This is a genomic window from Sabulicella flocculans, from assembly GCF_045449635.1.
Classification (GTDB): Bacteria; Pseudomonadota; Alphaproteobacteria; order Acetobacterales; family Acetobacteraceae; genus Roseococcus.
Map to the genome: position 1 here is coordinate 79,393 of NZ_JBJJBR010000012.1, position 24,384 is coordinate 103,776.

A 24,384-nucleotide genomic window follows, 5' to 3' on the forward strand; every position below is an offset into this window, starting at 1 on the left:
CCTAGCAGGAAACGCCCTACTTCTGCAGCCGCAGCACCTCGGCCAGCAGCCCCTCGGTGGAACTGTCATGCGCCACCTTGCGGCCGTCCGTCAGCTCGCGCAGCAGGGGCGTGGCCAGCACCTTGCCCAGCTCCACCCCCCATTGGTCGAAGGGGTTGATGTCCCACAGGCAGCCCAGGCAGAACACCTTGTGCTCGTAGAGCGCGATCAGGCTGCCCAGGGACTGCGGGTCCAGGCAGGGCATGATGATGGTGGTGGAGGGGCGGTCGCCCGGCGCGGCGCGGTGCGGCGCCAGGCGGGCGATGGCGGCCTCGTCGGCGCCGGCCTCGCGCATGTCGGCGGCGATGGCGTCGGCGTCGCGGCCCACCATCAGCGCCTCGGCCTGGGCCAGGCCGTTGGCCAGCAGGATGCGGTGGTTCTCCTCGTGCCGGTGGTCGGCCTTGGCCACCAGGATGAAGTCCACCGGCACCGGGCGGGCGCCCTGGTGGATCAGCTGCATGAAGGAATGCTGGGCGCTGGTGCCCGGCTCGCCGAACACCACCGGGCCGGTGGCCCAGGGGGTGGGGCTGCCGTCGCGCCGCACCCCCTTGCCCAGCGATTCCATCTCCAGCTGCTGCAGGTGGGCGGGCAGGCGGCGCAGGCGCTCGTCATAGGGCAGCACGGCGCGGCGGTGCCAGCCCAGCGCGCCGACGTGCCACGCCTCCACCAGCGCCAGCAGCATGGGCAGGTTGTCCGCCAGCGGCGTCTGCAGGAAGTGGCGGTCCATCTCGCGCGCGCCGGCCAGCAGCGCCTCGAAGCGCTCCCACCCCAGGCACAGCGCCAGCGACAGCCCCATCGCCGACCACAGCGAGAAGCGCCCCCCCACCCAGTCGCGGAAGGGGAAGACCCGGTCGGCGGCGATGCCGAAGGCCTCGCAGGCCGCGAGGTTGGTGGACAGCGCGGCGAAGTGCGCCGAGGCGCCGTTGCGCCCCACGCTGGCCTCCATCCAGGCGCGCACCAGCCGGGCGTTGGCCATCGTCTCGGCGGTGGTGAAGGTCTTGGAGCCGACCAGCACCAGGGTGCGGCGCGGGTCCAGCATGGGCAGCACGGTTTCCCAGCCATGCCCGTCCACGTTGCCCAGGTGCACCGGGCGCATCGGGTCGCCGGCGCGCCACAGCGCGCGCGTGACCATGACGGGCCCGAGGTCGGAGCCGCCGATGCCGATGCTCAGCACCGTGTCGAAGCGCTGGTTGGTGGCGCCGCGGATCTCGCCGCGGTGCACGCTCTCGGTGAAGGCGCGCATGTAGGCCAGGGTGCGCAGCGCGTCCTCGTGCGCGCTGCCGCCGGCGCCGGGCAGCGGGCCGCGCAGCGCCATGTGCAGGGCGGCGCGGCCTTCCGTCTCGTTCACCGCCTCGCCGCGCGCCATGGCGTGGCGCTGCTCCTCCAGCCCCGCCGCGCGGGCCAGCGCGTGCAGCGCGCCCAGCACCTCGTCCGAGATGGCGGTCTTGGAGATGTCGAGCAGCAGCCCGGCGCCGCGGCGGTGGTAGCGGGCGAAGCGCCCCGGATCGGCGGCGAAGAGCGGGCGGATCGCGGTGGCGCCGGGCCGGCGCCCGAATTCCTCCACGGCCCGCCAGGCCTGCTGCAGCGCGTCGTCCATCGTGGGGCCCGAATCCGTGTGTGTGGCGGCGCGGAGGTTAGCGGAGGGCTGGGGGGGCGGGAAGGACGCCCGCCCTCACCAGTTCTGCACGGTGCGCGCGGCGAAGGCCGCCTGGAACACCAGCGCCGAGAAGTCGGAGGCGAGCTGGAACAGCTTGGGGTCCAGCCGCGGCAGGGCGATCAGCTCGTCGCCCGGGCGCGGGCCCTCGGAGGGGTCGAGCACCAGCTCGCCCGAGGCGCGGCGGATCATCATGCTGCGCGAGGAGCCACGCGCGGTGAAGCCGCCGGCCTGGCGCACGTAGTCGTTGATGGACAGCCCGCGGTCCCACACCACGGCGCGCGGCATCCCCACCTCGCCCGAGACCAGCACGGTGGAGGAGCGCTCGGGGATGACGATGACGTCCTCGTTCTCCAGCCGCACCGGCGAGCAGCGGCCGTTGGAATCGAACACCACCACCCGCCCCTCCGGCTGGGTGCGCCGGGCGCGCTGGAGGTAGGAGGCGACGAGCTGCGCCTCGGCCGAGCGGATGCCGGCCACGCCGGTGGTGGCGGCGGTGGCGGTGAACAGCTGGCGCTCCAGCCGCTCGGCCGCCTCCTCCATGGCGCGGCGCTGCTGCTGGGCCACGCGCGGGCGCAGCAGGTAGATGCTGTTGGTGTCGGCCAGGCCGGGGTCCACCGCGATGTGGTCCAGCGCCTGGCACAGCGTCACGTCGCGGTCGGTCACCAGCACGGAGGGGCCGATGCGGCTGCCCTCCACCATCACGCGCACGGTCTGGGCCGGGCGGTCGGTGATGAAGGTCACCACGTCCTGGTCCGACAGCGGCAGGTTCTGCAGCTCGGCCAGCGTGGCGTAGCGCGAGAAGGGGCGGCCGTCGCGGTTGCCGGTGATGATGGCGTTGGTGGCGCTCGGCAGCGGGCGGGCGTAGGCGATCAGGTCGCGCCCGCCCATCACCGCGCCCGGCACCTCGAACAGGAAGTTGTTGCGCACCGCGCCGTCGGCCTGCACCAGCGCGCGCTGGCGGCCGACCAGGATGGTGTCGCCCTCCTGCAGGCGCACCGCGGGCAGCTGGCCGTCCAGCAGGAAGCGGTAGAGGTCCACCTGCGCCACGCGCCCGCCGCCGCGCAGCACGCTGATCTCGCGGTAGGAGCCGCGGGTGGGGTCCACCCCGCCGGCGCGCACCAGGAAGTCCAGCACGGAATCCGCCGCCGAGCCGCCGAAGCGCCCGGGCGTGCGCACGAAGCCGGTGACGAAGACGCCGATGCGCTGGGTGGAGATCAGCACGGCGTAGACCTGCACCTGCTGGGTGTAGATGCGCCGCACCTCCGTCTCGATCACGCGCTGCACGTCGCCCGCGCGGGTGCCGGCCAGCCGCACCGGGCCGACCTGCGGCAGGAACAGGTTGCCCTGCGGGTCCACCGGCACGATGCCCTCGCTCTCCACCGCGCCCCAGACGCGCACGGAGACGCGGTCGCCGGGCTGCACGATGTAGTTGGGGTTGGGCGCGTCGGAGGCCGCGGTGGCGTCGCGCGTGAACAGTCCGGCGCCGAAGATGGCGCCCGGCCCGGCGGCGTTGCGCGGCCCCTCGCCCAGGGCGGTGGCGGTGCCCGCGCCGGCCTCGGCCTCCGTCGCCTCGCCCACCCGGGCGCGGGCGGGGGCGCCGGGCGGGGCGCGCAGCTGCCCGCCCAGCTGGGCCTGCAGCGCCTGGGCCTGGGCGGGCGTCAGGTTGGGCGGAATCAGCCCCTGGAGGTTCTGGGCGGCCGCGCCCGACACCAGCGCCAGCAGCGCCCCGACCACGACCACAGACCGCATGAAACCCCCGAACCCCGTCCCCGTCACGCCGCGTGCTCGCGCACGCCGGCCACCAGCAGCCAGCCCAGACCATACACCAGCGACAGCCCGGCGAACACGTAGAGGGTGGTCAGCGCCGGGCGCGGGTAGAGCGAGCGCTCGGCCAGGTTGGGCTCCACCACCCGCACCAGGAACAGCGCCTGGCGCTGGGCGTCGCTCAGCGCGCGCTCGTACTGCGCGGTGGCGGCGGCCAGGCTGCGCGCGGCGAACTCGCCTTCCAGGCGCAGGCGCTCGAAGTCGCCCAGGCGCTCCGTCACGCCGGTGCCGGCGGCGGCGACGCGGCGGCGCTCCTCCGCCAGCTGGGTCTCCGCGCCCTCGATGCGCGAGCGCAGGGACTGCACCTGCGGCGCGTTGGGTCGGGCGAAGGCCAGGGCCTGCTGCAGCTCGGTGCGCAGGCGCGTCAGCTCCGCCTCCAGCCGGCCCAGCGTCTCCACGTTGATGGCGGCGGCGCGGGCGGGGTCCACCGCCTGCTCGCGCTGGCGCAGGGCGGTGACCGCCGCCTGGGCGTCGCGCGCGCGGCCCTCGGCGCGCTCCAGCTCGGCGCGGGCGATGCGCAGGCTTTCCTCGCGCAGGCGGGCGTTCAGCTCGTTCACCCGCTCCTCGCCCAGGGCCAGCAGCGCGCGGGACAGCTCCAGGCTGTCGGCGGGGCGGAAGGTCCGCACCTTCACGGCGGTGATGCCGCTGTCGTGGTCCACCACGGCGCTGACCTGGCTGCGGTAGAAGGCCAGCAGGCGCTCGGCCTCCGGCTCGCTCCACCACAGGCGCAGCAGCGGGTCGGCCTCCGGGCGGCGGAACATCCCCACCAGGTCCAGCCGCTGCCGCAGCAGCCGCACCGCATCGTGCGAGAGCAGGAAGTCGCGCAGCCCGGCGGTGTCCTCGCCCGCCGCGCGGAAGCCGGCTTGGTTCAGCGCCTCGCCCAGCAGGGAGGTGGCGGAGCGCTGCTGCCCGCGCAGCAGGTAGCGGGATTCGCTGACGTATTGCGGCGCGGCCACCACGAACAGGTACAGGGCGGTCAGCAGGGTGGGCAGCAGCACGGCCAGGGCGAAGGGGTGGCGGCGCAGCACCCCCGCCCCGCCGGGCGCGGGGCGCAGCACCGGGCGGGCGTCGCCCTCGTCGCGCAGCCGCGCGGCGCCCTCGCGCTGGCGCGCGGGCAGCGGCAGGCGCCGCAGCAGCGAGGGCGGCGGCGCCGCCTGCTCCGCCTGGCCCTCAGAGGGCGCGGTAGGCGGCGAAAGCTTGGTCCATATCTTCATGGAAATGGAGCCTTCCCTCGGTGAGCACCGCGGCGGAGGTGCAATAGGACCGCACCAGCTCCTCGGCGTGGGAGACGAAGATCAGCGCGGCGCGGCCGCGGCGGGCCATCAGCTCCTCCCGCGCGCGGGCGGAGAAGCGGCTGTCGCCCGCGGCCACGATCTCATCCACCAGGTAGCAGTCGAAGTCCACCGCCAGCGACAGCGCCAGCGCCAGGCGCGACTGCATGCCGGAGGAGTAGGTGCGCACCGGCTGGCGCATCGCCGGGCCCAGCTCGGCGAATTCCTCGCAGAAGCCGATGGTCCAGCCGGCGGGGCGGCCGTAGATGCGCGCGACGAAGCGCACGTTGTCGGCCCCCGTCAGCGCCGGGTGCAGCGCCCCGCCATAGCCCAGCGGCCAGGAGATGCTCATGCCGCGCACGATGCGCCCGGCCGTCGGCGGCTCCACCCCCGCGATCAGGCGCATCAGCGTGGACTTGCCGGCGCCGTTGCGGCCCAGCACGCCGATGGCGTCGCCCCGGCGCACCCGCGCGTCCACCCCGCGCAGCACCTCGCGCCGCTGCCCGCCGCGCAGGTGGTAGCTCTTGTGCACGCCCTCCACCGACAGCACGCTCAATGCTCCCGGTAGGGCTCGGCCGCGCGGAGCGCCAGCAGCCCGAAGGCGTTGGCCACCAGGATGGCGGCGGCCACGTAGCCCAGGTCGTGGTGGTAGGGCACGATGGGGCCGTAATACGCCTCGCGGATGAACTCGAACACGTGCACGGTGGGCACGTGCAGCAGCAGCTCCTGCCCGCGCTGCGGCAGCCACCACACCATGAAGAAGGCGCCGAACACCGGGATGCCCAGGTAGGTGGCGGGGTGCACCACGCGGTCCACCGGCTGCTCGCCCGCCACGGCGGCGAGGGCGGAGATGGCGCAGGCCACGCCGTGCATCATCAGCCCCATCATGATGACGGCCAGCGCCACCCCCAGCGGGTCCTGCGGCCATTCGCCGGTGGCGATGCCCACCCCGCCCAGGAACACCAGCATCGCCACGATCACCGCCGCGACGTCCAGGATGCTGCGCGCGAGGATGACGTCGTGCAGGCGCACCCGCGCGTGGTAGAACAGCGGCAGGTTCGCCTCCGCCGTGGTGGCCGCGCGCGAGACGATGGAGCGCAGCAGGTAGTAGGGCATGTAGGACAGGATGTAGAACGGGAAGGTAGACATGCCCCCCGGCATCCGGTGCCCGATGGCCAGCTGGAAGCCGGCGATGGAGCCGGCCAGGATCATCGGCTCGATGAACAGCCACACGTAGCCCAGGTTGTCCCGCCCGAAGCGCGTGTGCAGCTCCCGCAGGATCAGCGCGCCCAGCACGTCGCGCTGCACGCGCAGGGCGGCGCGGAAGCCGCCGCCGGGCAGGATGGGGCGGTCGGACATGGCCGGCCCGGTCAGCGCCCCCCGCCGGCCAGCAGGGCGCGCGCGGAGGCGAAGGAGCCGTCCGGCTGGCGGCACGCCACCTGCGCGCGCTCGTTGAAGCCGGTGCCCAGGATGACCTCGCGGCATTCGCGGCCGGAGGCGGCGTGGTAGGCCCGGCCCAGCCGCGCCACCTCGGCCCCCGCCATGCCGGACTGGCCGGGCGCGGCGGCGGCGGCGAACTGCGCCACCGCGTCGCCCGCCGGGGCGGCGGTGGCGGCGGGCAGCGGCAGCGGCGCGGCGGACATGGTTCGCCCCGGGTCGGGCTGGAAGGCGGCCGCCAGCCCCGCCGCCCCGGGCACGGAGCCGCAACCGCCCAGCGCCAGCAGCCCCAGCGCCGCCCATGCCTTGGTGCCCCGTGCCATCGGTCCCTTCCGGTGCTGCATCGCGGCAACCTACACTCTGCCGGTGCAGGCAACAAACATCCGGCGCTGCGTGGTGATCACCGGCGCCTCGCGCGGGCTGGGGGCGGCGCTGGCGCTCCACCTGGCCGGGCCGGGCACCGCCCTGCGGCTGGTGGGGCGCGACGCCGCGGCCCTGGCCGAAGTGGCCGGCGCCTGCGCCGCCGCCGGCGCGGAGGTGGCGCACGCCCCCTGCGACGTGACGGACGCCCCGGCGCTGGCCCGGCTGCTGCGCGGCTGGGACGCGGCGCGGCCGGTGACGCACGTGGTGGCCAATGCCGGCGTCACCTCCGGCACGCCGGAGGATGGCGGGCTGGAGGACCCGGCCGCCGCCCGCCGCACCCTGGAGGTGAACCTGCAAGGGGCGATCAACGCGGTGGAGCCGCTGCTGCCCGCCTTCCGCGCCCGGCGGGCGGGGCAGGTGGCGCTGGTGTGCTCCGTCGCCGCCTTCCGCGGCCTGCCGGACAGCCCGGCCTACTGCGCCGCCAAGGCCGGGCTTTGGGCCTGGGGCGAGGGGCTGCGCGCCCGGCTGGCGCCGGAGGGGGTGCGGGTCAGCGTGCTGGCGCCCGGCTTCTTCCGCAGCGCCATGAGCGCGCGCTTCACCGGCGCCCACCCCGGCGAGCGCGACGCGGCGGCGATGGCCGCGGCGCTGTGGCGCGGGGTGGAGCGCGGCCGGGGCCGGGTGGTGGTGCCCGGCTGGCTGGGGGCGGGGCTGCGGCTGCTGGCCCTGCTGCCCTCCCCCCTGTCGGACCGGCTGGTGCGCCTGCACCGCTTCCGCATCACGGCAGCACGCTGACGCGCCCCGCCGCCTGCCGCGCGAAGGTGGAGGGGCGGTACATGTCCGCCACCTCCGCGCCCGGCAGCTCGAAGCGGCCGGCGGTGACGGCGCGCAGCCGCGCCGCCAGCCGGAACTCCCGCGCCTCCGGCGTCAGGGTGACGGCGGCGGCCAGGCGGTCGTCCAGCGCCGGCAGGGCGTCGGCCTCGCCCAGCTCGCCCAGGGCGGGGAAGCCGGGAGCGGCGCCGGGGCCCAGCCGCGCCACCACCTCCCACCCCGCTGGCAGGCCCTGCTGGATCATCGCCAGGTGGCGCTGGCCGGTCTCGGCGCGGGCCTCCAGCACCAGCAGGAAGTCCTGGCCCTGGCGCAGCGCGTCCAGGTTCAGCGGCGTGCCGTCCAGCGCCAGGAAGCGGCGGCGCACCGTCATGCCGCTGCGCCCGGCCGGCGGCGCCTCGGCCGGGATGCCGGTGACGGAGAGCAGCACGGGCAGCGGCGCCTCGCCGGCGTTGCGCAGCGTCGCGGGGCCGGCGAGGTCGAGCCGGCGCGGGGCGGGGGCGCCGTCCAGCGTGGCGCGCGGCGGCCGGGCGTCCTGGCCCAGCGCCGCCGCGGCCAGCACCGCCCAGGCGGCCTCCTGGGTGGAGGCCAGCGCCGGGGTCAGCTCCGGCCCCGGCAGGCGGGCGCGGGCGGCGGGCAGGTCCAGCCCGGCCTCGCGCGCCAGGGCGGCCACCGCCAGGGCGTCGCGCGCGGCCGAGCCGAAGTCATAGGCCCAGTCGCGCCGGGCCGGGGCGGCCAGGGCGGCGGCGAAGGCGCGGCGGGCGCGGGCCTCGTCGCCCGCGCGGGCCAGGGCGGCGCCCAGCTGGGCGCGGGCCAGCGGGGTGGGCAGGCTGTCCAGCTCCTCCGTCAGCCGCCGCGCCGCGCCCAGCCGGGGACGGCCGGCCAGCGCCAGCGCGTGCAGCCGCGCCGCCTGGGCGGCCCATTCCTCCGGCGTGTCGGCCGAGGTGTCCTCCAGCGCCTGCGACAGGTGCTCCAGCGCCGCCTCCAGCGCCGCCTCGGGCACCGCGGCGCCGGCGGCGCGGGCGCGCAGCAGCGCCTCCGTGGCGAAGGCGCCGGCCCAGTACTCCGGCTCGCCCTGCGCGCTCCACATCCCGAAGGAGCCGTCGTAGCGCTGCCGGGCCAGCACCGCCTCCACCACGCCCTGCATCAGCGGCTGCGGCGCGCCTTCCGCCGTCGCCGCCGCCAGCGCCAGCAGGCGGGAGGAGGATTGCTCCAGGCAGGCGAAGGGATATTCCGCCAAGGCGCGCAGCATCCCCGGCGCGTCGTAGCGCACGGGCGAGCCCAGCCGGGCGGTGGCGCGCCAGGTGCCGGGCAGGAAGCGCGCGGTGTCGGGCGCCAGCCGCGCCTCGGCGCCCGGCGCCACCTCCAGCGCGGCGGCGACGCTGCCCAGCGCGCGGGCGGGGCGCACGGTGATGCGCGCCTCCCGCGTCGCGCTGAAGCCCGCCGGCCCGGCGATGGCCAGGCGCAGCACGCCTTCCCCCACGCCGGTGGCGCGCAGGGCCAGGCTGGGCAGGGCGCGGGCGCCGGTGGCCAGGGTGGCCGCCACCCGCGCCGGGCCGGCCAGGGCCAGCGGCCCTTCCAGCGTGACGCTGGCCGCCACCTCGCCCGCCGGCAGTTCCAGGTTGTGCAGCAGCACCGGCACCGCGGCCTCGTCGCCCGGGGCCAGGAAGCGCGGCAGCACCGCCTCGGCCAGCACCGGGTCGCGCACCACCAGGGCGCGGGAGGCGGCGCCCAGCCTGGGGCCGGACCACGCCACCGCCATCAGCCGCAGCTCCCCCGCGAAGTCCGGCAGGTCCAGCGGCACCTGCGCCACCCCGTCCGGCCCGGCCTCCACCACGCCGGAGAACAGGGCGACGTTGCGCTGGGGGATGCGCAGGGCGCCCAGCGCGCCGAACTCGTCGCCGCCCTGGCGCAGCGCCGCCGCCGGGGCATCGGTGGGGGCCAGCAGGCGGCCGTAGTCGTCGCGGATGTCCACCCCCAGGGCGCGGCGGGCCATCAGCTGCGCCAGCGGGTCGGGCGAGCGGAAGCGGGTGAGGCGCAGGATGCCCTCGTCCACTGCCGCCAAGGTCAGGCGCACCGGGCCCTCGCCGCCGGCCACCCGCACCGGCACGGTGAGGCGGGTGTTCGGGCGGGCGCGCTCCGGGGCCTCGATGGCCACCTCCAGCCGGCGCGGCGCCGGGTCCAGCGCCAGCCAGGCCAGGCCCAGGGCGCGGGCGGGCTCGCCGGGGCGGTGCACGGTGACGGCGACGTGCGCGCCGGCGCCCCAGGCGGGGTCCACCGGCACCTGGATCTCCGTGCCCTCGGCGCGCACCTCCACCTCGCGCAGGCTCACCACGCGGTCGGTCAGCACCGCCACCGCGGCGATGCCGGCGAAGGGCGGCGAGAGGCGCAGCGTGGCGGTGGCGCCGGGGGCGTAGGCGGCGCGGTCGGCCGCCACGTCCACCTTGTCGGGCACCTCCGCGCTCTCGCTGCCCACCCAGCCGGCACGGAAGCGCAGGGAGGCGATGGCCAGCCCGCCTTCCTCGCGCGCTTCCAGGCGGTAGCGGCCGAAGGGCAGGGTGCGGGCGAAGCGCGCCGGGGCGCCGGGCGCGGCGCGGGCGGCGGCGGCATCCACCGCCTCGTCCGTCCACACCGTCTCGTAGCGCGCGGCGCCGCCGCGCAGCACGATGCGCCAGTCCGGCCGCTCCCGCACCAGGCGCAGCCGCAGCGCCATGGCCACCGGCTCCCCGGCGGCGTCGGTGGCCAGCACCTCGAAGGCGGCCTCCGCCCCCGCATCCACCGCCTGCGGGCCGCGGATGCCGATGAGGCGCGCCGGGGCGGCCACCGGCACCTCCAGCGTCGCCGTGCTGGCGCGGCCGCCGGGCTCCTGCACCGTCACCGCCAGGCTGCCCGACAGCGGGCGCGTCACGTCCGGGGCGCGCGGCAGCGCCAGGGACAGGGTGGCGCGGCCCTCGCCATCGGTTTCCGGCAGCTCCGCCGTCAGCAGGTCGGGGGCGAAGTCCTCGTCCTCCAGGCCGAACAGCACGCCGCGGTGGCGCGCCATGGTGCGGGAGGTGGACAGGCGCAGCTCCGCCCCGCCCGCGAGGCCGGAGCCGGGCGCGCCGTACAGGAAGCGCGCGGCAACCGGGATGTCCAGCGGCGTGCCGGGGCGCAGCGGGCCGGGGGCGGGGCCGGCCTCCACCGCCAGGCGCTCGGGCACGAAGCTGTCCACCCGGAAGCCCACGCTGCCGATGGGCGGGCGCTGCGGGTCGGCCAGCGCCTCCAGCGTCCAGGCGCCGGCCTGGGCGGCGGCGGGGAGGGCGATGGGCCAGTGGCCGCCGTCGCGCAGCACGTGCTCGGCCGCCACCTGGCCGTTGGGGCGGCGCAGGCGCAGGCGCAGCGGCAGGTCCTGCGGCAGCCCCGCCGCGTCGCGCAGCAGGGCCATGGCGTGCACCGTCTCGCCGGGGCGGAAGATGCCGCGGTCCAGCCACAGCAGCGCCTCCAGCGGGCCGGGGTGGGGCTGGCCCCCGGCGCCGCGGTCGGACAGGTCGAAGGCGGCCGCCGTCAGGTCCAGCGGCACCAGCTCCTGCGCCGTCTCGGCGTGCAGGGCCACCGGCTCCTGCGCGCCCTCGCCGCGCAGCAGCGGGGCGGCGAAGCGCACCAGCCCGTCGGCGTCGGTGCGCGCCTCGGCCAGCACCTCGTTGGAGCGCGCCAGCAGCGCCACCCGCACCCCGGCCTCGGCGCGGGCGGTGGACAGGCGGCGCGCCTGGGCGGCCAGCCCGCCCGGCCCGCGCCAGGCCGTCAGCGCGATGTCCGTCACCACCACCGGCTGCGCGGCGGTGACGGCGCGCCCGCCATCGGCCGAGCGCACCAGCAGGATGTAGAGGCCCGGCTGCTCCAGCCCCGGCGGCAGCGGCAGGGCCAGGCGCTGCGGCTGGTTGGCCGGCGCGCGCGGGATGTCCACCGCGCCGGACCACACCTCGCGGCCCCATTGCTCCACCAGGGATTCGGCGGTCCAGGATTCCAGCGCCTCCTGGCCCAGGCGCCATTCGCGGCCCAGCGGCACCAGGGCGCGCTCCGTCACCCGCAGCACCTGCAGGCGCGCGGCGGCCACGTTCACCACCCCCAGCGGCACCTGGGCGCGCTGGCCGCGCGGCAGCAGGAAGGCGCGCCCGTCCAGCGCCAGGCGCGGCGCGCGGTCGGGCATGCGGATGCTGAAGGCGGTGTCGCGGTTCAGCCGCAGCCCGTCCTCGCCCGGCAGGCCGGCGCGCAGCACCACCCGGGTGGACGCGCCGTGCGGCAGCCCGGCGAGGCAGATCTGCTCGCCCTCCCGCGTCACCGCCAGGCCGGGCAGCGGCGGCTCGGTGCGCACCCAATCGGCGGGGGTCCAGCCGTCGCGGCGGGCGGGGGGCACGGTGAAGCCCAGGCAGGCGCGGGCGGGCTCGCTCTCGGGCTCGGTGTTGATGCGGGCCAGCAGCACGCCGGCGGCGCGGCGGGCGGCGGCCAGGGCCTCGGCGTGCCCGGGGTTGCCCGGCGCGCGCTCCACCACCGCCTGCAGGGCGGCGATCTGCTGCGCCGGGCGCTCCAGCCGCGCCAGCGCCTCGGCGATGACCAGCAGGGAAGGGATCTCCGCCTCGCCGCCGGGCACCGCCAGGAAGTTCTGCCAGGCGGCGTGCAGGGCGCGCTGCGCCTCGGGCGGGGTGCGGCGCAGCTGGGCGCGGGCCAGGGCCAGCCATTGCGCGGGGCTGGCCTCGCCCATCGCCACCCGCTCCTCCAGCGCGGCGGCCAGGGCGGCGGCGTCCGGGCGGCGCTCGGCGGCGGCGATGCGGGCCTCGGCGGCGGCGCGCTGCTGCGGCGTGGCCCCGGCGGGGAAGCGGCGCTCCAGCCCCTCGCGCCAGCCCTGGCTGTCGCGCGACAGGCCGGGCAGGTCGAAGGCGCCGGCGGCCAGCGGCCACAGCAGGCACAGGGCCAACACCCACCAACGCCGCATCGCCGCGCCCTTCCCCAAGCTCCGGCGCCAGCATAGCCGCTTCGCCGTGACGAAGGGTAACGTGGAGGGCTTGTCATTTGGCGTCCCGCCGCGCCACCCCTTCTATGGTGCAGACGCCCCCGCTGCGCCCCGCGCCCGGGCGGCCTGCCCTGCCGGAGTGCCGATGCGCCGCCTGTTCCTGCTGCTGTCCCTGCTGACCACCCTGCCCGCCCTGGCGCAGCAGGGCGCCATCCCCGTGACGACCGAGCCCGCGCGGGTGGGCCGCGTGCCCATCGAGGTGCTGGCCAACGGCACGGTGGTGGCGGAATCGGTGGTGACGGTCCGCACCCGCGTGGACGGCCAGATCACCGAGGTCCACGTGGCCGAGGGGCAGATGGTGCGGCGCGGCGACCGCCTGTTCACCCTGGACAGCCGCATCAACCAGGCGCTGCTGGCCCAGCAGGAGGCGCAACTGGCCGCCCTGCGCGCCCAGGCCACCCGCACCCAGGCCGACGCCGTGCGCTACCAGTCGCTGCGCGGCGAGGGCTTCGCCGCGGTGCAGCGCTTCGAGCAGGCCACCGCCGACGCCCAGGCGGCGGCGGCCAACGCCCGCGCCATGGAGGCGCAGATCGCCCAGACCCGGCTGAACCTGGAATTCGCCCAGCTGGTGGCGGAGGCGGACGGCAAGCTGGGCGCCCTGCCGCTGCGCGTGGGCAACTTCGTGCGCGCGGCGGAGAACACCCCGCTGGCAACCATCACCCAGATGGACCCGGTGCTGGTGCAGTTCGCCGTGCCCGAGCGCTGGCTGCCGCAGCTGCGCGCCGCGCTCTCGGCGCCCGAGCCGCTGCCGGTGCGCGCCACCCCGGACGGCGACGGCCAGGCCACCAGCGAGGGGCGGCTGGTGTTCGTGGACAGCGCGGTGGACGTGCAGACCGGCACCATCCAGCTGCGCGCGCGCTTCGCCAACCCCGCGGGGGCGCTGTGGCCCGGGCAGTACGTGCGCGTCACCCTGTCCCCCGCGGCGGAGGAGAACGCGGTGAGCGTGCCCGCCGCCGCCGTGCAGGCCGGGCAGAACGGCCGCTACCTGTTCGTGCTGGCGCCCGACGGCACGGCGCGGCGGCGCGGCGTGACGCTGGTGCGCACCCTGCGCGACCGCGCCATCGTCCGCGGCGAGGTGGCGGACGGCGAGAAGGTGATCGTGGACGGCGCCCAGCGCGTGACCGACGGCGCCCGCGCCGCCGAGCGCGCCCCGCAGCCCGCGCCCCAGCGCGTCTCCCAGGCGGGCTGAGGCCATGCACGTCTCCGAGCTCTGCATCCGCCGCCCGGTGATGACCATCCTGCTGTCGCTGGCCGCCATCGCGGCGGGGATCGTCGCCTACACCCGCCTGCCGGTGGCCGCGGTGCCGCGGGTGGACTTCCCCGTCATCTCCGTCTTCGCCTCCTTTCCCGGCGCCAGCCCGGAAACGATGGCCACCTCCGTCGCCCTGCCGCTGGAGCGCGAGTTCTCCACCATCGCCGGGCTGGAAAGCATGAACAGCACGTCGGGGCAGGACACGCTGAACCTGACGCTGCAGTTCCAGCTGGGCCGCAACATCGACAGCGCGGCGCAGGACGTGCAGGCGGCGCTGACGCGCGCGCAGCGGCGCCTGCCGGTGGACATGACCATCCCGCCCTCCTACCGCAAGGTGAACCCGGCGGACGCGCCGGTGCTGCTGCTGACGCTGGGCGGCGGCGACGTGCCGCTGTACCGCTTGCAGGACGTCGCCTCCACCATCATCGCGCCCGCGCTGTCGCGCGTGGCGGGCGTGGCGCAGGTGACCACCTTCGGCGAGCAGATCTTCTCCGTGCGCGTGCGCCTGGACCCCGACCGCATCGCCGCCATGGGCATGGCGTTCGACACGGTGGGCCAGGCCATCCAGGCCGCCAACAGCAACGCCCCCGTCGGCCTGCTCACCGGGCGCCAGCAGCAGCTGACGCTGCGCGCCAACGACCAGCCGCAGGACGCGGCGGCCTTCTCCAACCTGGTGGTGGCCGGGCGGGCCAACGCCCCGGTGCGCCTGGGCGAGATCGCGGAGGTGGCGGACGGCGTGCAGAACGAGCGCGTCGCCTCCTGGCGCGACGGCCAGCGCGCCCTGGTGCTGGCGGTGTTCCGCCAGCCCGACGCCAACACGGTGGACGTGGTGGACGGCGTGCTGGGCAACCTGGACGCCATGCAGTCCGCCCTGCCGCCCGGCGCGCGGCTGGGGGTGATGCTCGACCGCTCGAAGTCCATCCGCGCGGCGGTGCACGACGTGCAGGAATCGCTGGTCATCGCCATCGGGCTGGTGGTGCTGGTGTGCTTCCTGTTCCTGCGCCGCGTGACGGCGACGCTGATCCCCTCGGTGGCGGTGCCGATCAGCCTGTGCGTCACCTTCGGGCTGATGTACGCGCTGGGCTACGGCATCGACAACGTGACGCTGCTGGGCCTGACCATCGCGGTGGGGCTGGTGGTGGACGACGCCATCGTGGTGCTGGAAGCCATCGTCCGCCACGTCGAGGAAGGGATGCGCCCGCTGGAGGCCGCCATCCGCGGCGCGAAGGAGGTGGGCTTCACCGTGCTCTCCATCACGCTGTCGCTCATCGCGGTGTTCCTGCCCATCCTGCTGATGGGCGGCGTGGTGGGGCGGGTGTTCAACGCCTTCGCCGCCACCGTCTCGCTCGCGGTCATCGCCTCGCTGGTGGTCTCGCTGACGCTGACGCCGCTGATGGCCAGCCGCATGCCGGCGCGGCACGGCCAGCCCGGCTGGCTGGACCGCACGCTGGAGCGCGGCTTCGTGGCGGTGGAGCGCGGCTACGCCTGGATGCTCGACCTGTCGCTGCGCTTCCGGCTGGTGGTGTGGGCGCTGTTCGTCGCCTCGGTGGTCGGCGCGGGGTGGATGGCGGTGAAGATGCCCAAGGGCTTCTTCCCCATCGAGGACACCGGGCTGCTGCAGGTCTCCACCGAGGGGCCGCGCGGCTCCTCCATCCTGGCGATGAGCGAGATGCAGGCGCGCGTGGCCGGCATCTTCGAGCGCAGCCCGCACGTCACCTCCGTGGTGTCCTCCGTCGGCGCCACCGGCGGCTCGGCCTCCATCAACCAGGGCCGGCTGTTCGTGGAGCTGAAGGAGCGCGGCGACCGCCCGCCGGTGGAGCAGGTGATCCAGGAGCTGCGCCGCCAGGCCAGCGGCGTGCCGGGGATGCGCGTGTTCATCCAGCCGATCCAGAACATCTCCTTCGGGGCGCGGCAGGCGCGCACCCTCTACATCTACACCATGCAGGGGCTGCGGCTGGACGAGCTGTACGACTGGGCGCCGCGGCTGGAGCAGCGCCTGGCCCGGCTGCCGCAGTTGCAGGACGTCAACACCGACCTGCAGCTCGACAGCCCGGTGGTGATGGTCAACGTGGACCGCGACCGCGCCACCAGCCTGGGCGTCTCGGTGGACCAGGTGCGGCAGGCGCTCTACTCCGCCTTCGGGGCGCGGCAGATCTCCACCATCTACGGCCAGGCCAACGCCTACCCGGTGATCCTGGAGGCGCTGCCGGAGGACCAGCGCGACGAGACGGGGCTGGCCAAGCTCTACCTGCGCGCCAACACCGGGCGGCTGGTGCCGCTCTCGGCGCTGGCCACCATCGAGCGGCGCTCCGGCCCGCTGACGGTGGGCCACCAGGGGCAGCTTCCCGCCGTCACCATCGGCTTCAACACCGCGCCCGGCGTGGCGCTGGGCGACGCGGTGAACGCCATCCGCGCCGTGGAGCAGGAGATGGGCATCCCGCCCACGGTGGTGACCGGCTTCAGCGGCTCGGCGCAGGTGTTCCAGCAGGCGCTGGCCGGGCAGGGCTGGCTGGTGCTGGCCGCGGTGCTGATCATGTACGTGGTGCTGGGCGTGCTGTACGAGAGCTTCATCCACCCGCTCACCATCCTGTCCGGCCTGCCGGCGGCGGCACTCGGCGCCTTCGGCACGCTGTGGCTGTTCGGCATGGACCTGAGCGTGATCGCGGTGATCGGCGTGCTGCTGCTGATCGGGCTGGTGAAGAAGAACGCCATCATGATCGTGGACGTGGCGCTGCACCGCCAGCGCCAGGGCGCGCCGCCCCTGCAGGCGGTGCGCGAGGCCTGCGTGGTGCGCTTCCGCCCCATCCTGATGACGACGCTGGCCGCCGCCGCCGGCGCGGTGCCTATCGCCGCCGGCTGGGGCGCGGCGGCCGAGCTGCGCCAGCCGCTGGGCATCGCGGTGGTCGGCGGCCTCGCCGTCTCGCAGGTGCTGACGCTGTTCGTGACGCCGGTGCTGTTCCTGGGCTTCGAGGGGCTGGCGCGCAAGCTGTCGCGCGGGCGCGGCGCGGTGGGCCAGCAGCCGCCGGGCGCGCCGGCGGAGTGACCGGGGCGCTGATTCCGTTCGGCGGAACCAGGGTCCGGCACGTCGAGGGCGCGAGCGGATCGCGCCCTACCGCCTGACGACCGCCACCACGTAGCGGCACGGCGTCGTGGCGCTGGGATTCTCCATGGCGCAATCGCGCGGCGTCGAGAGGTCATAGGCCAGGCAATCCCCGGCGCGCAGGCTGTGGCGTTCCTCGCCCTCCTCCACCTCCAGCCGGCCGCTGCGCACCCACAGCACCTGCCCGCGCAGGAAGCGGTAGCTCTCGGCCGGATAGGGCACGCGGGCGCCGGGCGGCAGCTCCACCTCCACCAGCTCGGGCTCGGCGCCGGGGGGCGAGACGGCGCGGCGCAGGTAGCCGGTGCCGGGGTCGGTCCAGCGCGGCTGCTCGGCGGCGCGCAGCACCCGGCCCGGCCCGCCATCGGCCTCCGCCCGCGCCAGCAGCGCGGAGACGGTGAGGCCCAGCGCGCCCGAGAGCCGCCCCAGCAGCGCCGCGGTGGGCGAGGATTCCGCACGCTCCACCTTGGAGATCATGGCGCGCGACACCCCCGACTGCGCGGCCAGTTCCGCCAGGCTCCAGCCGCGCGCCTCGCGCTCCCGCCGGATGCGGGCGGCGAGCAGCGCGTCCATGCCGTCGTTCATCATGATGGACATATCCGCACTTTAGTGGAATCCTGCGCCCATGGCGAGCACCGGACACAATGGCGGCCCCCCGCTGGATCCCGACGGGTCCTGGCGCCTGTTCTGCTGGCGCCAGGCGCATCGCCGCGCCTGGAAGCAGCCGGGGCGCGAGGTGGTGCTGCGAAGGCTGGCGCGGGCCGAGGAGCTGGGCATGAGCCATCGCGACTACACGCTGGAGATCATGGAGCGGGGCCGCTACCTGTGACGATCGAGGAGATCACCGCGCCCGAGCCGGCCCTGGCCGAAATCCTGGCCGCCTGCGTCGCCGATGGGGCCAGCGTGAACTTCCTGCAGCCCTTCACCGTGGCCGAGGCCGAAGCCTGGTGGCGCGCGAAGCTGGCCGCGCCCGGCGCGCGGTACCTGCTGGTGGCGCGGGTGGAGGGCGTGGTGCGCGGCACCGTCATCCTCGAACCCGCCCCGCAGCCCAACCAGCGCCACCGCGCCGACATCACCAAGATGCTGGTGCATCCCGGCTTCCGCCGCCGCGGCCTGGCGCGCGCCCTGCTGGGGGCCGCCGAGGCCAAGGCCCGCGCCCTGGGCCACACCCTGCTGACGCTGGACACGGAGGCGGACAGCCCGGCCCGCGCGCTCTACGAGGCGATGGGCTACCGGCTGGCCGGGGTCATCCCCGGCTACGCCATGCGCGCCGATGGCTCGGGGCTGGCGGGCGCGGCCTTCTTCTACAGGATGGCCTGAAGGTCGCCCTCATGCGCCGCCACGCGGCGGCCGCCCTGCTGCACCAGCTGCAGGCCGATGTCGGCATAGACGCGCGCATGCGCCTCGCCCACGTCCAGGAAGGCGGGGCGCACGCCGTTGCGCTCGCACAGGTCGCGGAAGCGCCAGATGGCCGAGACGGCGTCGCGCCGCGGCCCCAGCGGGTCGCCCTGCGCGGCCCACACCGCCTCGCCGCGGGTGAACACCAGCGTGGCCTCGCCGCGCTCGCCGGTGATGGCGGCGTCGCCGGCATGGGGCGCGCTGCCGTGCGCGGCGCGCAGGGCGGCGGCGGCGGCGGCGTCATAGGGCGCGGGGCGGATGCGCACCGGGCGCAGCAGGCGGAAGGCGCCCAGCAGCAGCAGCAGCGCGGTGACGCCCACGGTGAAGCGCAGCTGCGCGGGCGCGAGGCGGGAGAAGGGCACCTCCCACCAGAAGGCGTCGGCCACGCGGCCGGCATAGGCCACCAGCGCCAGCGTGACGCCGCAGAAGCCCACCGCCACCAGCGGCAGCGCCATGGTGGCCGAGAGCGGTTCGCTCAGCAGCCGGCTGTCGCGGTAGAAGGCGCCGCGCATCGTCGCCAGGAAGCCGGCCACCAGCAGGAAGGCGCCGATCACCCACCAGGCTTCCTCGCGCAGCAGGGCGATCAGCGCGCCGTTCAGCAGCAGGAAGATGGCGGCCCCCCAGGCGATGGTCAGCCGCCGCGCCAGCCCGAAGGCCATCACCAGCAGCAGCGAGCCGACGACGGAGGCGGCGAATTGCGACGCCACCGCGGCCTCGGTCCCCGCCCATTCCACCAGCACGGAAGGGCGCACCGGCAGCGCGCCCAGGAACACCAGCAGCCCGCCGCCCAGCGCCACCAGCCCGGCCAGCGCCGGCACCTCCAGCGGCATGGCGCCGCGGCCCAGGGCCGAGAAGGCGCCGCGGCGCTGCCCCAGCTCGAACCCCGCGAACAGGAAGCCGGAGATGAACAGCGGCACGATGTAGTAGAACAGCCGGAACACCAGCAGCGCCCCCACCACCTCCGCCGTGCCCAGGTAGGGCGACAGGCCGATCATGATGGCGCCGTCGAACACCCCCAGGCCGCCGGGCACGGAGGCCGCGATGCCGGCGGCGTAGGCGGCGAGGTAGATGCCGACGAACTTCAGGAAGGTCAGCCCCTCGGAGGGCGGCAGCAGCACGAAGAAGATCGCCGCCGTCACCGCCACGTCCACCGTCGCCAGCGCCACCTGCGCGAAGGCCAGCGGCGTGGAGGGCAGCTCCACCTCATGCCCCCACAGCCGCACCGAGCGGCGGAAGCGCGACACCAGGATGTAGGCCAGCACGATGCCGAACAGCGGCAGCGACAGCGCCTGGAAGGCCCAGCGCGGCAGCAGGTCGTTGAAGGGCAGCACGTCGGGCTCGAAGGCCAGCACCGCGCCGCCCAGCGCCATGCCGCCCAGCCCGAAGGTGAGTGAGGTGAAGCCGATGACCTTGCCGATCTCGACCGGGGTGTAGCCCCAGGCGGAATACAGCCGGAAGCGCACGGCGGCGCCCGACACCGCCGCGAAGCCCAAATTGTGCGCCAGCGCGTAGCCGCAGAAGGAGGCCAGCAGCGCCCGGCCGAAGGAGGATGGCTTGCCGGCGTAGCGCGCGCCCAGCCAGTCGTAGAGGCCCAGCACCGCATAGGCCAGCACCGTCAGCCCGGCGCCCCACCACAGGGCGGAGGCCGGGATGGCCTCCATCGCCGCCGTCACCTGCGCCACCGACAGGTTGCGGAACTCCCGCTGCACCACCCAGACGGCGCCGACCAGCAGCAGCAGGCCGAACACCGTCGGCCCATGGCGCTTCAGCAGGGGCAGCCAGCGCGCCACGTCAATCCCGCGCGAGGGCGGCTTCGATGAGCCGCACCGTCTCCTCCACCCCCGTCACCGCGACCGTGCCGCCGAAGCGCGGGCCCTCGCTCTTGCCCAGCAGCACCTCGTACAGCGCCTGGAACCAGGCGCGGCCGACGCCGTCGCTGCCATCCTTGTTCTTCGTCAGGAAGGGGCCGAAGCGGCCGGCGTCATAGACCACGTCCTGCAAGGCCCTTTCCTTGTCCGGGCCCGGCGGCATGGCCAGGAACTCCACCTCGCGCTCGCGCAGCAGGGCGGCGAGGCGCGCCAGCCCCTCCCGCTCGTCGGGTGTGGGCGCGCGGAAGGCGCGGGCGGGGGCGATGAAGTCGCGCCAGAAGGCGCAGGCGTGGCGCACCAGCTTGTCCAGCAGCGGCTGGTTCTCCGGCGTCGCGCCGGGCAGGTACTTGGCCACATAGGCCCAGAGCTTCGCCGGGTCGTCGGTGTTGGCGATGCCGGCGAGGTTCAGCAGCGTGGCGAAGGAGACCGGCGGCGGCTGCGGCGCCGCGCCGTCGGGGTGGATGAACCAGGCCGGGCTGGCGGGGTCCGCCACCTTGGCGGTGCCGGCCAGCCAGTCATCCACCGCCCGCGGGATCACGCCCTTGTGCAGCCGCTTGGCCGAGCCGGGCGAGGCGAACATGAACCAGGCGAGCGATTCCGGCGGGCCGTAATCCAGCCACTCCTCGATGCTCAGCCCGTTGCCCTTGCTCTTGCTGATCTTCTGGCCGAGCTCGTCGTTGAACATCTCGTAGGTGAAGGTGACCGGCGGCTCCTTGCCCAGCACGCGGCAGATGGCGCTGCTGAGCTTCACGCTGTCGATCAGGTCCTTGCCCGACATCTCGTAGTCCACGCCCAGCGCGTACCAGCGCAGCGCCCAGTCGGCCTTCCACTGCGCCTTGCAATGGCCGCCGGTGACCGGGGTCTCCCAGCGCTTGCCGTCCTCGTCCGTCCAGACCAGCGTGCCGTCGGCGCGCACCTCCTCCATCGGCACCTGCATGACGATGCGGCTGACGGGATGCACCGGCAGGAAGGGCGAGTAGGTGGCGCGGCGCTCGGCGCCCAGGGTGGGCAGGATCACCTGCCGCACCTCCTCGTGCACCTCGGCCATCCGCAGCAGCGCGGCGTCGAAGGCGCCGGAGCGGTAGACGTCGGTGGAGGAGGCGAATTCGTAATCGAAGCCGAAGGCGTCCAGGAAGGCGCGCAGCCGGGCGTTGTTGTGGCGGCCGAAGCTGTCATGGGTGCCGAAGGGGTCGGGCACCTCGGTCAGCGGCTTGCCCAGGTGCGGGCGCAGCACCTCGGGGTTGGGCACGTTGTCGGGCACCTTGCGCAGCCCGTCCATGTCGTCGCTGAAGGCCAGCAGTCGGGAGGGCAGGCCGGTCAACGCCGTGAAGGCGCGCCGCACCCAGGAGGTGCGCGCCACCTCCCCGAAGGTGCCGATGTGCGGCAGGCCCGAGGGGCCGTAGCCGGTCTCGAACAGCGCCTCGCCTTTGCCCTGCGCCTGGAGGCGGTCGCGCAGCTTGCGCGCCTCCGCGAAGGGCCAGAGGGGGATGCTCTCGAAATCCGCCATGCCGGGGGAGGTGCCATCGCCCCCCGCCCGGGTCAATCTCGTGCCCATGGAAACCGACATCCCCGCGGTGGTGGCCGAGGTCACGGCCGCCTTCGAACGCTACGAGACGGCGCTGGTCACCAACGACGTCGCCACGCTGGACGCGCTGTTCTGGCGCGACCCGCGGGTGCTGCGCTACGGCGCCACCGAGGTGCTGCATGGCTGGGAGGAGCTGGCGGCCTTCCGCGCGTCGCGCCCCTCCAAGGGCCTGGCGCGCACGCTCGGGCGCACGGAGATCCACAGCTTCGGCCGGGATTTCGCCGTGGCCAACACAACCTTCACCCGCGAGGGGCAGGCGCGGCTGGGCCGCCAGTCGCAGACCTGGGTGCGCATGCCCGAGGGCTGGCGCGTGGTGGCCGCCCACGTCTCCTGGATGGATTGACCGGCCCTGCGGCGCGCGCAACGGTGCGGCACAGGATTCCGGAAGAGGAAACGAACCATGCAGGGTGAAGACGAGGCGCTGTTCCAGAAGGGCCTGCCGATCCGCCGCGAGGTGCTCGGCGCCGACTACGTGGATGGCTCGCTGGCCAGGGCCGACGACTTCATGATGGCCTTCCAGCGCATCACCACCTCCTGGGCCTGGGGCATGGCCTGGGGCGACCCGACGCTGGACCGCAAGACGCGCTCCATCATCAACCTCGCCATGCTCACCGCCATGGGCAAGATCCCCGAGGTGAAGCTGCACGTGAAGGGCGCGCTGAACAACGGCGTTTCCGTGGACGAGATCAAGGCCACGCTGTCCCACGCCTCGGCCTATTGCGGCATCCCGGCGGCGCTGGACGCCTTCAAGGCGGCGCATGAGGTGCTGTTGGCCGAGGGCGCCATCATCCCGGCCGCCGCCGCCGCGCCGGCGCCGGATGCGCCGAGGAAGGACAAGGGCAAGAAGAAGAAGTGACCGCCATGCGCCTCGCCTTCGCCGGCATCGGCAACATGGGCTGGCCCATGGCCGCCAACCTGGTGAAGGCGGGCCACGCCGTCACCGCCTGCGACCTCTCGGCCGGGCGCGCCGCCGCCTGGGCGGCCGAAACCGGCGGGGCCGCCGCCGCCAGCCCCGCCGAGGCGGCGCGCGACGCCGAGGCCTTCCTGTGCATCCTGCCCACCTCCAGGGAAGTGGCGGTGGTGGCGGAGCAGGTGGCGCCGGTGCTGGCGCCGGGCGCGCTGTTCGTGGACCTCACCTCCGGCAACCCGTCCCGCACCGCCGAGATCGCGGCGATGCTGGCCGGGCGCGGGGTGCGGGTGGTGGACGCCCCGGTGTCCGGCGGCGTCTCCCGCGCGAGAACGGGCGAGCTGGCGATCATGCTGGGCGGGGCGGAGGCCGACATGGACGCCGCCGAGCCCATCCTGCGCGCCATGGGCACCTCGCTCCATCGCTGCGGCCCGGTGGGCGCCGGGCAGGCGATGAAGGCGCTGAACAACCTCTCCTCCGCCGCCGGCTTCCTGATCGGCATCGAGGCGCTGCTGATCGGCCAGAAATTCGGGCTGGAGCCGGGCAAGATGGTGGACGTGCTGAACGCCTCCACCGGCATGAACAACTCCACCCAGAAGAAGTTCCGGCAGTTCGTGCTGAGCCGCCGCTTCGACAGCGGCTTCGGGCTGGAGCTGATGGTGAAGGACCTGGGCATCGCGCTCGACGTGGGGCGCGAGAATGGCGTCCCCACCCCCTTCGCCGCCCTGTGCCGGGAGCTGTGGGCCAGCGCGTCGAGCCACCTCGGCCCGGGCGAGGACCACACGGCGGTCGCCAAGTTCAGCGAGGCGCTGGCGCGGCAGGTCCTTGCCTCCAACTGACCTGGGCCGCTTCCTCGCCGCCCAGGCGCCGGCGGTGCTGGCGGCGGTGGAGGCGGAGCTGCGGGCGGGGCGCAAGCGCACGCACTGGATGTGGTTCATCTTCCCGCAGCTGCGCGCCCTGGGCCGCAGCGAGACGGCGCGCTTCTACGGCCTGGCCGACGTGGCGGAGGCGCGGGAGTTCTGGGCGCACCCGGTGCTGGGGCCGCGGCTGGCCCACCATGCCGGGCTGGTGCTGGCCGCGCCCGGGGCGGACGCCACCGCCATCATGGGCACCCCGGACGACCTGAAGCTGCGCTCCTGCGCCACCCTCTTCGCCCTGGCCGCGCCGGGGGAGGCGGTGTTCCCCGCCATCCTGGCGCGCTTCTTCGGCGGCGCTGGCGACCCGCTGACGCTCAGTGGTGCTTCCAGATGATCTCCGCCGGGTGATCCTCGGTGGGGTTCACCTCCAGCATCTGGCCGTTGTTCACGCTCTGCCCGGTGAAGGCCAGGATGAAGCCCCAGTGGGAGACGACCAGCGTGTGCGCCCAGTCGTCCAGCGCCGCCATCTCGGCGCGGAACAGGCGGGCGCGGGCCTCCACCTGCTCGGCGGGCTCCTCCACCGCCGGCCACCACATCTCCCCCAGGGCGGGGAAGTCCAGCCCGGGGAAGCTGGCGCGCAGCCGGCTGAGCGGGGAGCCGACGTCGCAGGTGAAGGCGTAGCGCTCCCGCACCGTCGGCGTGATGGTCAGCGGCACGCCCAGGCGGCGGGCAGCCGGCAGCGCCGTCTGGATGGCGCGGGTGTAGGGGGAGGCGATGATGCGCCGGATGTCCCGCCCGGCCAGCGCCGCCGCCGCTTCCTCCGCCTGCTGGTGGCCCAGCGGGGTCAGGGCGGGGTCCTTGATGCCGGGGTCCTTCCGCGTCCGCGTGAAGTGGAGGTTGAACTCGCTCTGTCCGTGGCGCAGCAGGATCATGCGCGCAAGCTGGGGGCCCCTGTGC

General features: G+C 75.3%; 20 protein-coding genes. 9 read left to right on the plus strand and 11 right to left on the minus strand.

The window, feature by feature from the left end; translation table 11 throughout:
• Window positions 1-16: 16 nt before the first annotated feature.
• The 6 genes from pgi to ACI6QG_RS12545 form a co-directional block, all read right to left on the minus strand.
• Window positions 17-1,636, minus strand: coding sequence for a glucose-6-phosphate isomerase (gene pgi, locus ACI6QG_RS12520; RefSeq protein ID WP_407024903.1), 1,620 nt, complete (start codon window positions 1,634-1,636; stop codon window positions 17-19).
• 75 nt (window positions 1,637-1,711) lie between these two features.
• Window positions 1,712-3,445 (minus strand): polysaccharide biosynthesis/export family protein, encoded by a 1,734-nt coding sequence (locus ACI6QG_RS12525; RefSeq protein ID WP_407024904.1) that lies wholly within the window; start codon window positions 3,443-3,445, stop codon window positions 1,712-1,714.
• Between the two features lie 23 nt (window positions 3,446-3,468).
• A complete protein-coding gene (locus tag ACI6QG_RS12530) occupies window positions 3,469-4,734 on the minus strand; it encodes a KpsE/RkpR family capsule polysaccharide export protein (protein ID WP_407024905.1) in 1,266 nt (421 codons plus the stop codon).
• On the minus strand, window positions 4,691-5,341 hold the full coding sequence (locus ACI6QG_RS12535) for an ABC transporter ATP-binding protein (protein ID WP_407024930.1): 651 nt from the start codon (window positions 5,339-5,341) through the stop codon (window positions 4,691-4,693). The genes ACI6QG_RS12530 and ACI6QG_RS12535 overlap by 44 nt, the downstream gene beginning before the upstream one ends.
• A 2-nt stretch (window positions 5,342-5,343) precedes the next feature.
• Window positions 5,344-6,150 carry an ABC transporter permease gene (locus ACI6QG_RS12540; RefSeq protein ID WP_407024906.1) on the minus strand — a complete coding sequence of 269 codons (807 nt, stop codon included), beginning with the start codon at window positions 6,148-6,150 and terminating at the stop codon, window positions 5,344-5,346.
• 11 nt (window positions 6,151-6,161) lie between these two features.
• Window positions 6,162-6,551 (minus strand): RT0821/Lpp0805 family surface protein, encoded by a 390-nt coding sequence (locus ACI6QG_RS12545; RefSeq protein WP_407024907.1) that lies wholly within the window; start codon window positions 6,549-6,551, stop codon window positions 6,162-6,164.
• 73 nt (window positions 6,552-6,624) lie between these two features.
• Between ACI6QG_RS12545 and ACI6QG_RS12550 the strand changes: the two genes are divergently transcribed.
• Window positions 6,625-7,383 carry an SDR family NAD(P)-dependent oxidoreductase gene (locus ACI6QG_RS12550; RefSeq protein ID WP_407024908.1) on the plus strand — a complete coding sequence of 253 codons (759 nt, stop codon included), beginning with the start codon at window positions 6,625-6,627 and terminating at the stop codon, window positions 7,381-7,383.
• Here the strand turns inward: ACI6QG_RS12550 and ACI6QG_RS12555 are convergent.
• A complete protein-coding gene (locus ACI6QG_RS12555; protein ID WP_407024909.1) occupies window positions 7,367-12,385 on the minus strand; it encodes an alpha-2-macroglobulin family protein in 5,019 nt (1,672 codons plus the stop codon). The two genes, ACI6QG_RS12550 and ACI6QG_RS12555, sit on opposite strands and share 17 nt — an antisense overlap.
• 163 nt (window positions 12,386-12,548) lie before the next feature.
• Between ACI6QG_RS12555 and ACI6QG_RS12560 the strand changes: the two genes are divergently transcribed.
• A complete protein-coding gene (locus ACI6QG_RS12560; protein WP_407024910.1) occupies window positions 12,549-13,652 on the plus strand; it encodes an efflux RND transporter periplasmic adaptor subunit in 1,104 nt (367 codons plus the stop codon).
• A gap of 4 nt (window positions 13,653-13,656) precedes the next feature.
• Window positions 13,657-16,758, plus strand: a complete 3,102-nt coding sequence (locus tag ACI6QG_RS12565) for an efflux RND transporter permease subunit (protein ID WP_407024911.1) — start codon at window positions 13,657-13,659, stop codon at window positions 16,756-16,758.
• A gap of 66 nt (window positions 16,759-16,824) precedes the next feature.
• Here ACI6QG_RS12565 and ACI6QG_RS12570 read toward each other — a convergent pair whose 3' ends face one another.
• Window positions 16,825-17,409 (minus strand): helix-turn-helix domain-containing protein, encoded by a 585-nt coding sequence (locus ACI6QG_RS12570; protein WP_407024912.1) that lies wholly within the window; start codon window positions 17,407-17,409, stop codon window positions 16,825-16,827.
• A gap of 28 nt (window positions 17,410-17,437) precedes the next feature.
• Between ACI6QG_RS12570 and ACI6QG_RS12575 the strand changes: the two genes are divergently transcribed.
• The gene (locus tag ACI6QG_RS12575; protein ID WP_407024913.1) at window positions 17,438-17,641 is read left to right on the plus strand and encodes a hypothetical protein; all 204 of its coding nucleotides are present in this window, start codon (window positions 17,438-17,440) and stop codon (window positions 17,639-17,641) included.
• The gene (locus tag ACI6QG_RS12580) at window positions 17,638-18,132 is read left to right on the plus strand and encodes a GNAT family N-acetyltransferase (protein ID WP_407024914.1); all 495 of its coding nucleotides are present in this window, start codon (window positions 17,638-17,640) and stop codon (window positions 18,130-18,132) included. The genes ACI6QG_RS12575 and ACI6QG_RS12580 overlap by 4 nt, the downstream gene beginning before the upstream one ends.
• On the opposite strand, the gene ACI6QG_RS12585 is transcribed toward ACI6QG_RS12580, so the two are convergent.
• Complete coding sequence (locus ACI6QG_RS12585; protein ID WP_407024915.1) at window positions 18,117-20,000, minus strand: lysylphosphatidylglycerol synthase domain-containing protein; 1,884 nt, start codon at window positions 19,998-20,000, stop codon at window positions 18,117-18,119. The genes ACI6QG_RS12580 and ACI6QG_RS12585 overlap by 16 nt on opposite strands.
• A gap of 1 nt (window position 20,001) precedes the next feature.
• Window positions 20,002-21,585: a lysine--tRNA ligase gene (locus ACI6QG_RS12590; protein ID WP_407024931.1), complete on the minus strand. Its 1,584-nt coding sequence runs from the start codon at window positions 21,583-21,585 to the stop codon at window positions 20,002-20,004.
• A 46-nt stretch (window positions 21,586-21,631) separates the two neighbouring features.
• On the opposite strand from ACI6QG_RS12590, the gene hpxZ reads away from it, so the two are divergent.
• From hpxZ to ACI6QG_RS12610, 4 genes are read left to right on the plus strand one after another with little or no spacing between them, the layout of a single operon-like run.
• Window positions 21,632-22,006: an oxalurate catabolism protein HpxZ gene (hpxZ, locus tag ACI6QG_RS12595; protein ID WP_407024916.1), complete on the plus strand. Its 375-nt coding sequence runs from the start codon at window positions 21,632-21,634 to the stop codon at window positions 22,004-22,006.
• 57 nt (window positions 22,007-22,063) lie between these two features.
• Window positions 22,064-22,519, plus strand: coding sequence for a carboxymuconolactone decarboxylase family protein (locus ACI6QG_RS12600; RefSeq protein ID WP_407024917.1), 456 nt, complete (start codon window positions 22,064-22,066; stop codon window positions 22,517-22,519).
• A 5-nt stretch (window positions 22,520-22,524) separates the two neighbouring features.
• Window positions 22,525-23,409 (plus strand): NAD(P)-dependent oxidoreductase, encoded by an 885-nt coding sequence (locus ACI6QG_RS12605; protein WP_407024918.1) that lies wholly within the window; start codon window positions 22,525-22,527, stop codon window positions 23,407-23,409.
• Complete coding sequence (locus ACI6QG_RS12610; protein ID WP_407024919.1) at window positions 23,396-23,821, plus strand: DUF1810 domain-containing protein; 426 nt, start codon at window positions 23,396-23,398, stop codon at window positions 23,819-23,821. The genes ACI6QG_RS12605 and ACI6QG_RS12610 overlap by 14 nt, the downstream gene beginning before the upstream one ends.
• On the opposite strand, the gene ACI6QG_RS12615 is transcribed toward ACI6QG_RS12610, so the two are convergent.
• Window positions 23,802-24,359, minus strand: a complete 558-nt coding sequence (locus ACI6QG_RS12615) for a histidine phosphatase family protein (RefSeq protein WP_407024920.1) — start codon at window positions 24,357-24,359, stop codon at window positions 23,802-23,804. The genes ACI6QG_RS12610 and ACI6QG_RS12615 overlap by 20 nt on opposite strands.
• Window positions 24,360-24,384: the final 25 nt, after the last annotated feature.

What these genes read in the sequence shown, in the direction of transcription:
- pgi (WP_407024903.1), bottom strand. Translation starts at nt 1,636, where the DNA reads ATGGACGACGCGCTGCAGCAGGCCTGGCGGGCCGTGGAGGAATTCGGG.
- ACI6QG_RS12525 (WP_407024904.1), bottom strand. Translation starts at nt 3,445, where the DNA reads ATGCGGTCTGTGGTCGTGGTCGGGGCGCTGCTGGCGCTGGTGTCGGGC.
- ACI6QG_RS12530 (WP_407024905.1), bottom strand. Translation starts at nt 4,734, where the DNA reads ATGAAGATATGGACCAAGCTTTCGCCGCCTACCGCGCCCTCTGAGGGC.
- ACI6QG_RS12540 (WP_407024906.1), bottom strand. Translation starts at nt 6,150, where the DNA reads ATGTCCGACCGCCCCATCCTGCCCGGCGGCGGCTTCCGCGCCGCCCTG.
- ACI6QG_RS12545 (WP_407024907.1), bottom strand. Translation starts at nt 6,551, where the DNA reads ATGGCACGGGGCACCAAGGCATGGGCGGCGCTGGGGCTGCTGGCGCTG.
- ACI6QG_RS12555 (WP_407024909.1), bottom strand. Translation starts at nt 12,385, where the DNA reads ATGCGGCGTTGGTGGGTGTTGGCCCTGTGCCTGCTGTGGCCGCTGGCC.
- ACI6QG_RS12560 (WP_407024910.1), top strand. Translation starts at nt 12,549, where the DNA reads ATGCGCCGCCTGTTCCTGCTGCTGTCCCTGCTGACCACCCTGCCCGCC.
- ACI6QG_RS12565 (WP_407024911.1), top strand. Translation starts at nt 13,657, where the DNA reads ATGCACGTCTCCGAGCTCTGCATCCGCCGCCCGGTGATGACCATCCTG.
- ACI6QG_RS12570 (WP_407024912.1), bottom strand. Translation starts at nt 17,409, where the DNA reads ATGTCCATCATGATGAACGACGGCATGGACGCGCTGCTCGCCGCCCGC.
- ACI6QG_RS12575 (WP_407024913.1), top strand. Translation starts at nt 17,438, where the DNA reads ATGGCGAGCACCGGACACAATGGCGGCCCCCCGCTGGATCCCGACGGG.
- ACI6QG_RS12590 (WP_407024931.1), bottom strand. Translation starts at nt 21,585, where the DNA reads ATGGCGGATTTCGAGAGCATCCCCCTCTGGCCCTTCGCGGAGGCGCGC.
- hpxZ (WP_407024916.1), top strand. Translation starts at nt 21,632, where the DNA reads ATGGAAACCGACATCCCCGCGGTGGTGGCCGAGGTCACGGCCGCCTTC.
- ACI6QG_RS12600 (WP_407024917.1), top strand. Translation starts at nt 22,064, where the DNA reads ATGCAGGGTGAAGACGAGGCGCTGTTCCAGAAGGGCCTGCCGATCCGC.
- ACI6QG_RS12605 (WP_407024918.1), top strand. Translation starts at nt 22,525, where the DNA reads ATGCGCCTCGCCTTCGCCGGCATCGGCAACATGGGCTGGCCCATGGCC.
- ACI6QG_RS12615 (WP_407024920.1), bottom strand. Translation starts at nt 24,359, where the DNA reads ATGATCCTGCTGCGCCACGGACAGAGCGAGTTCAACCTCCACTTCACG.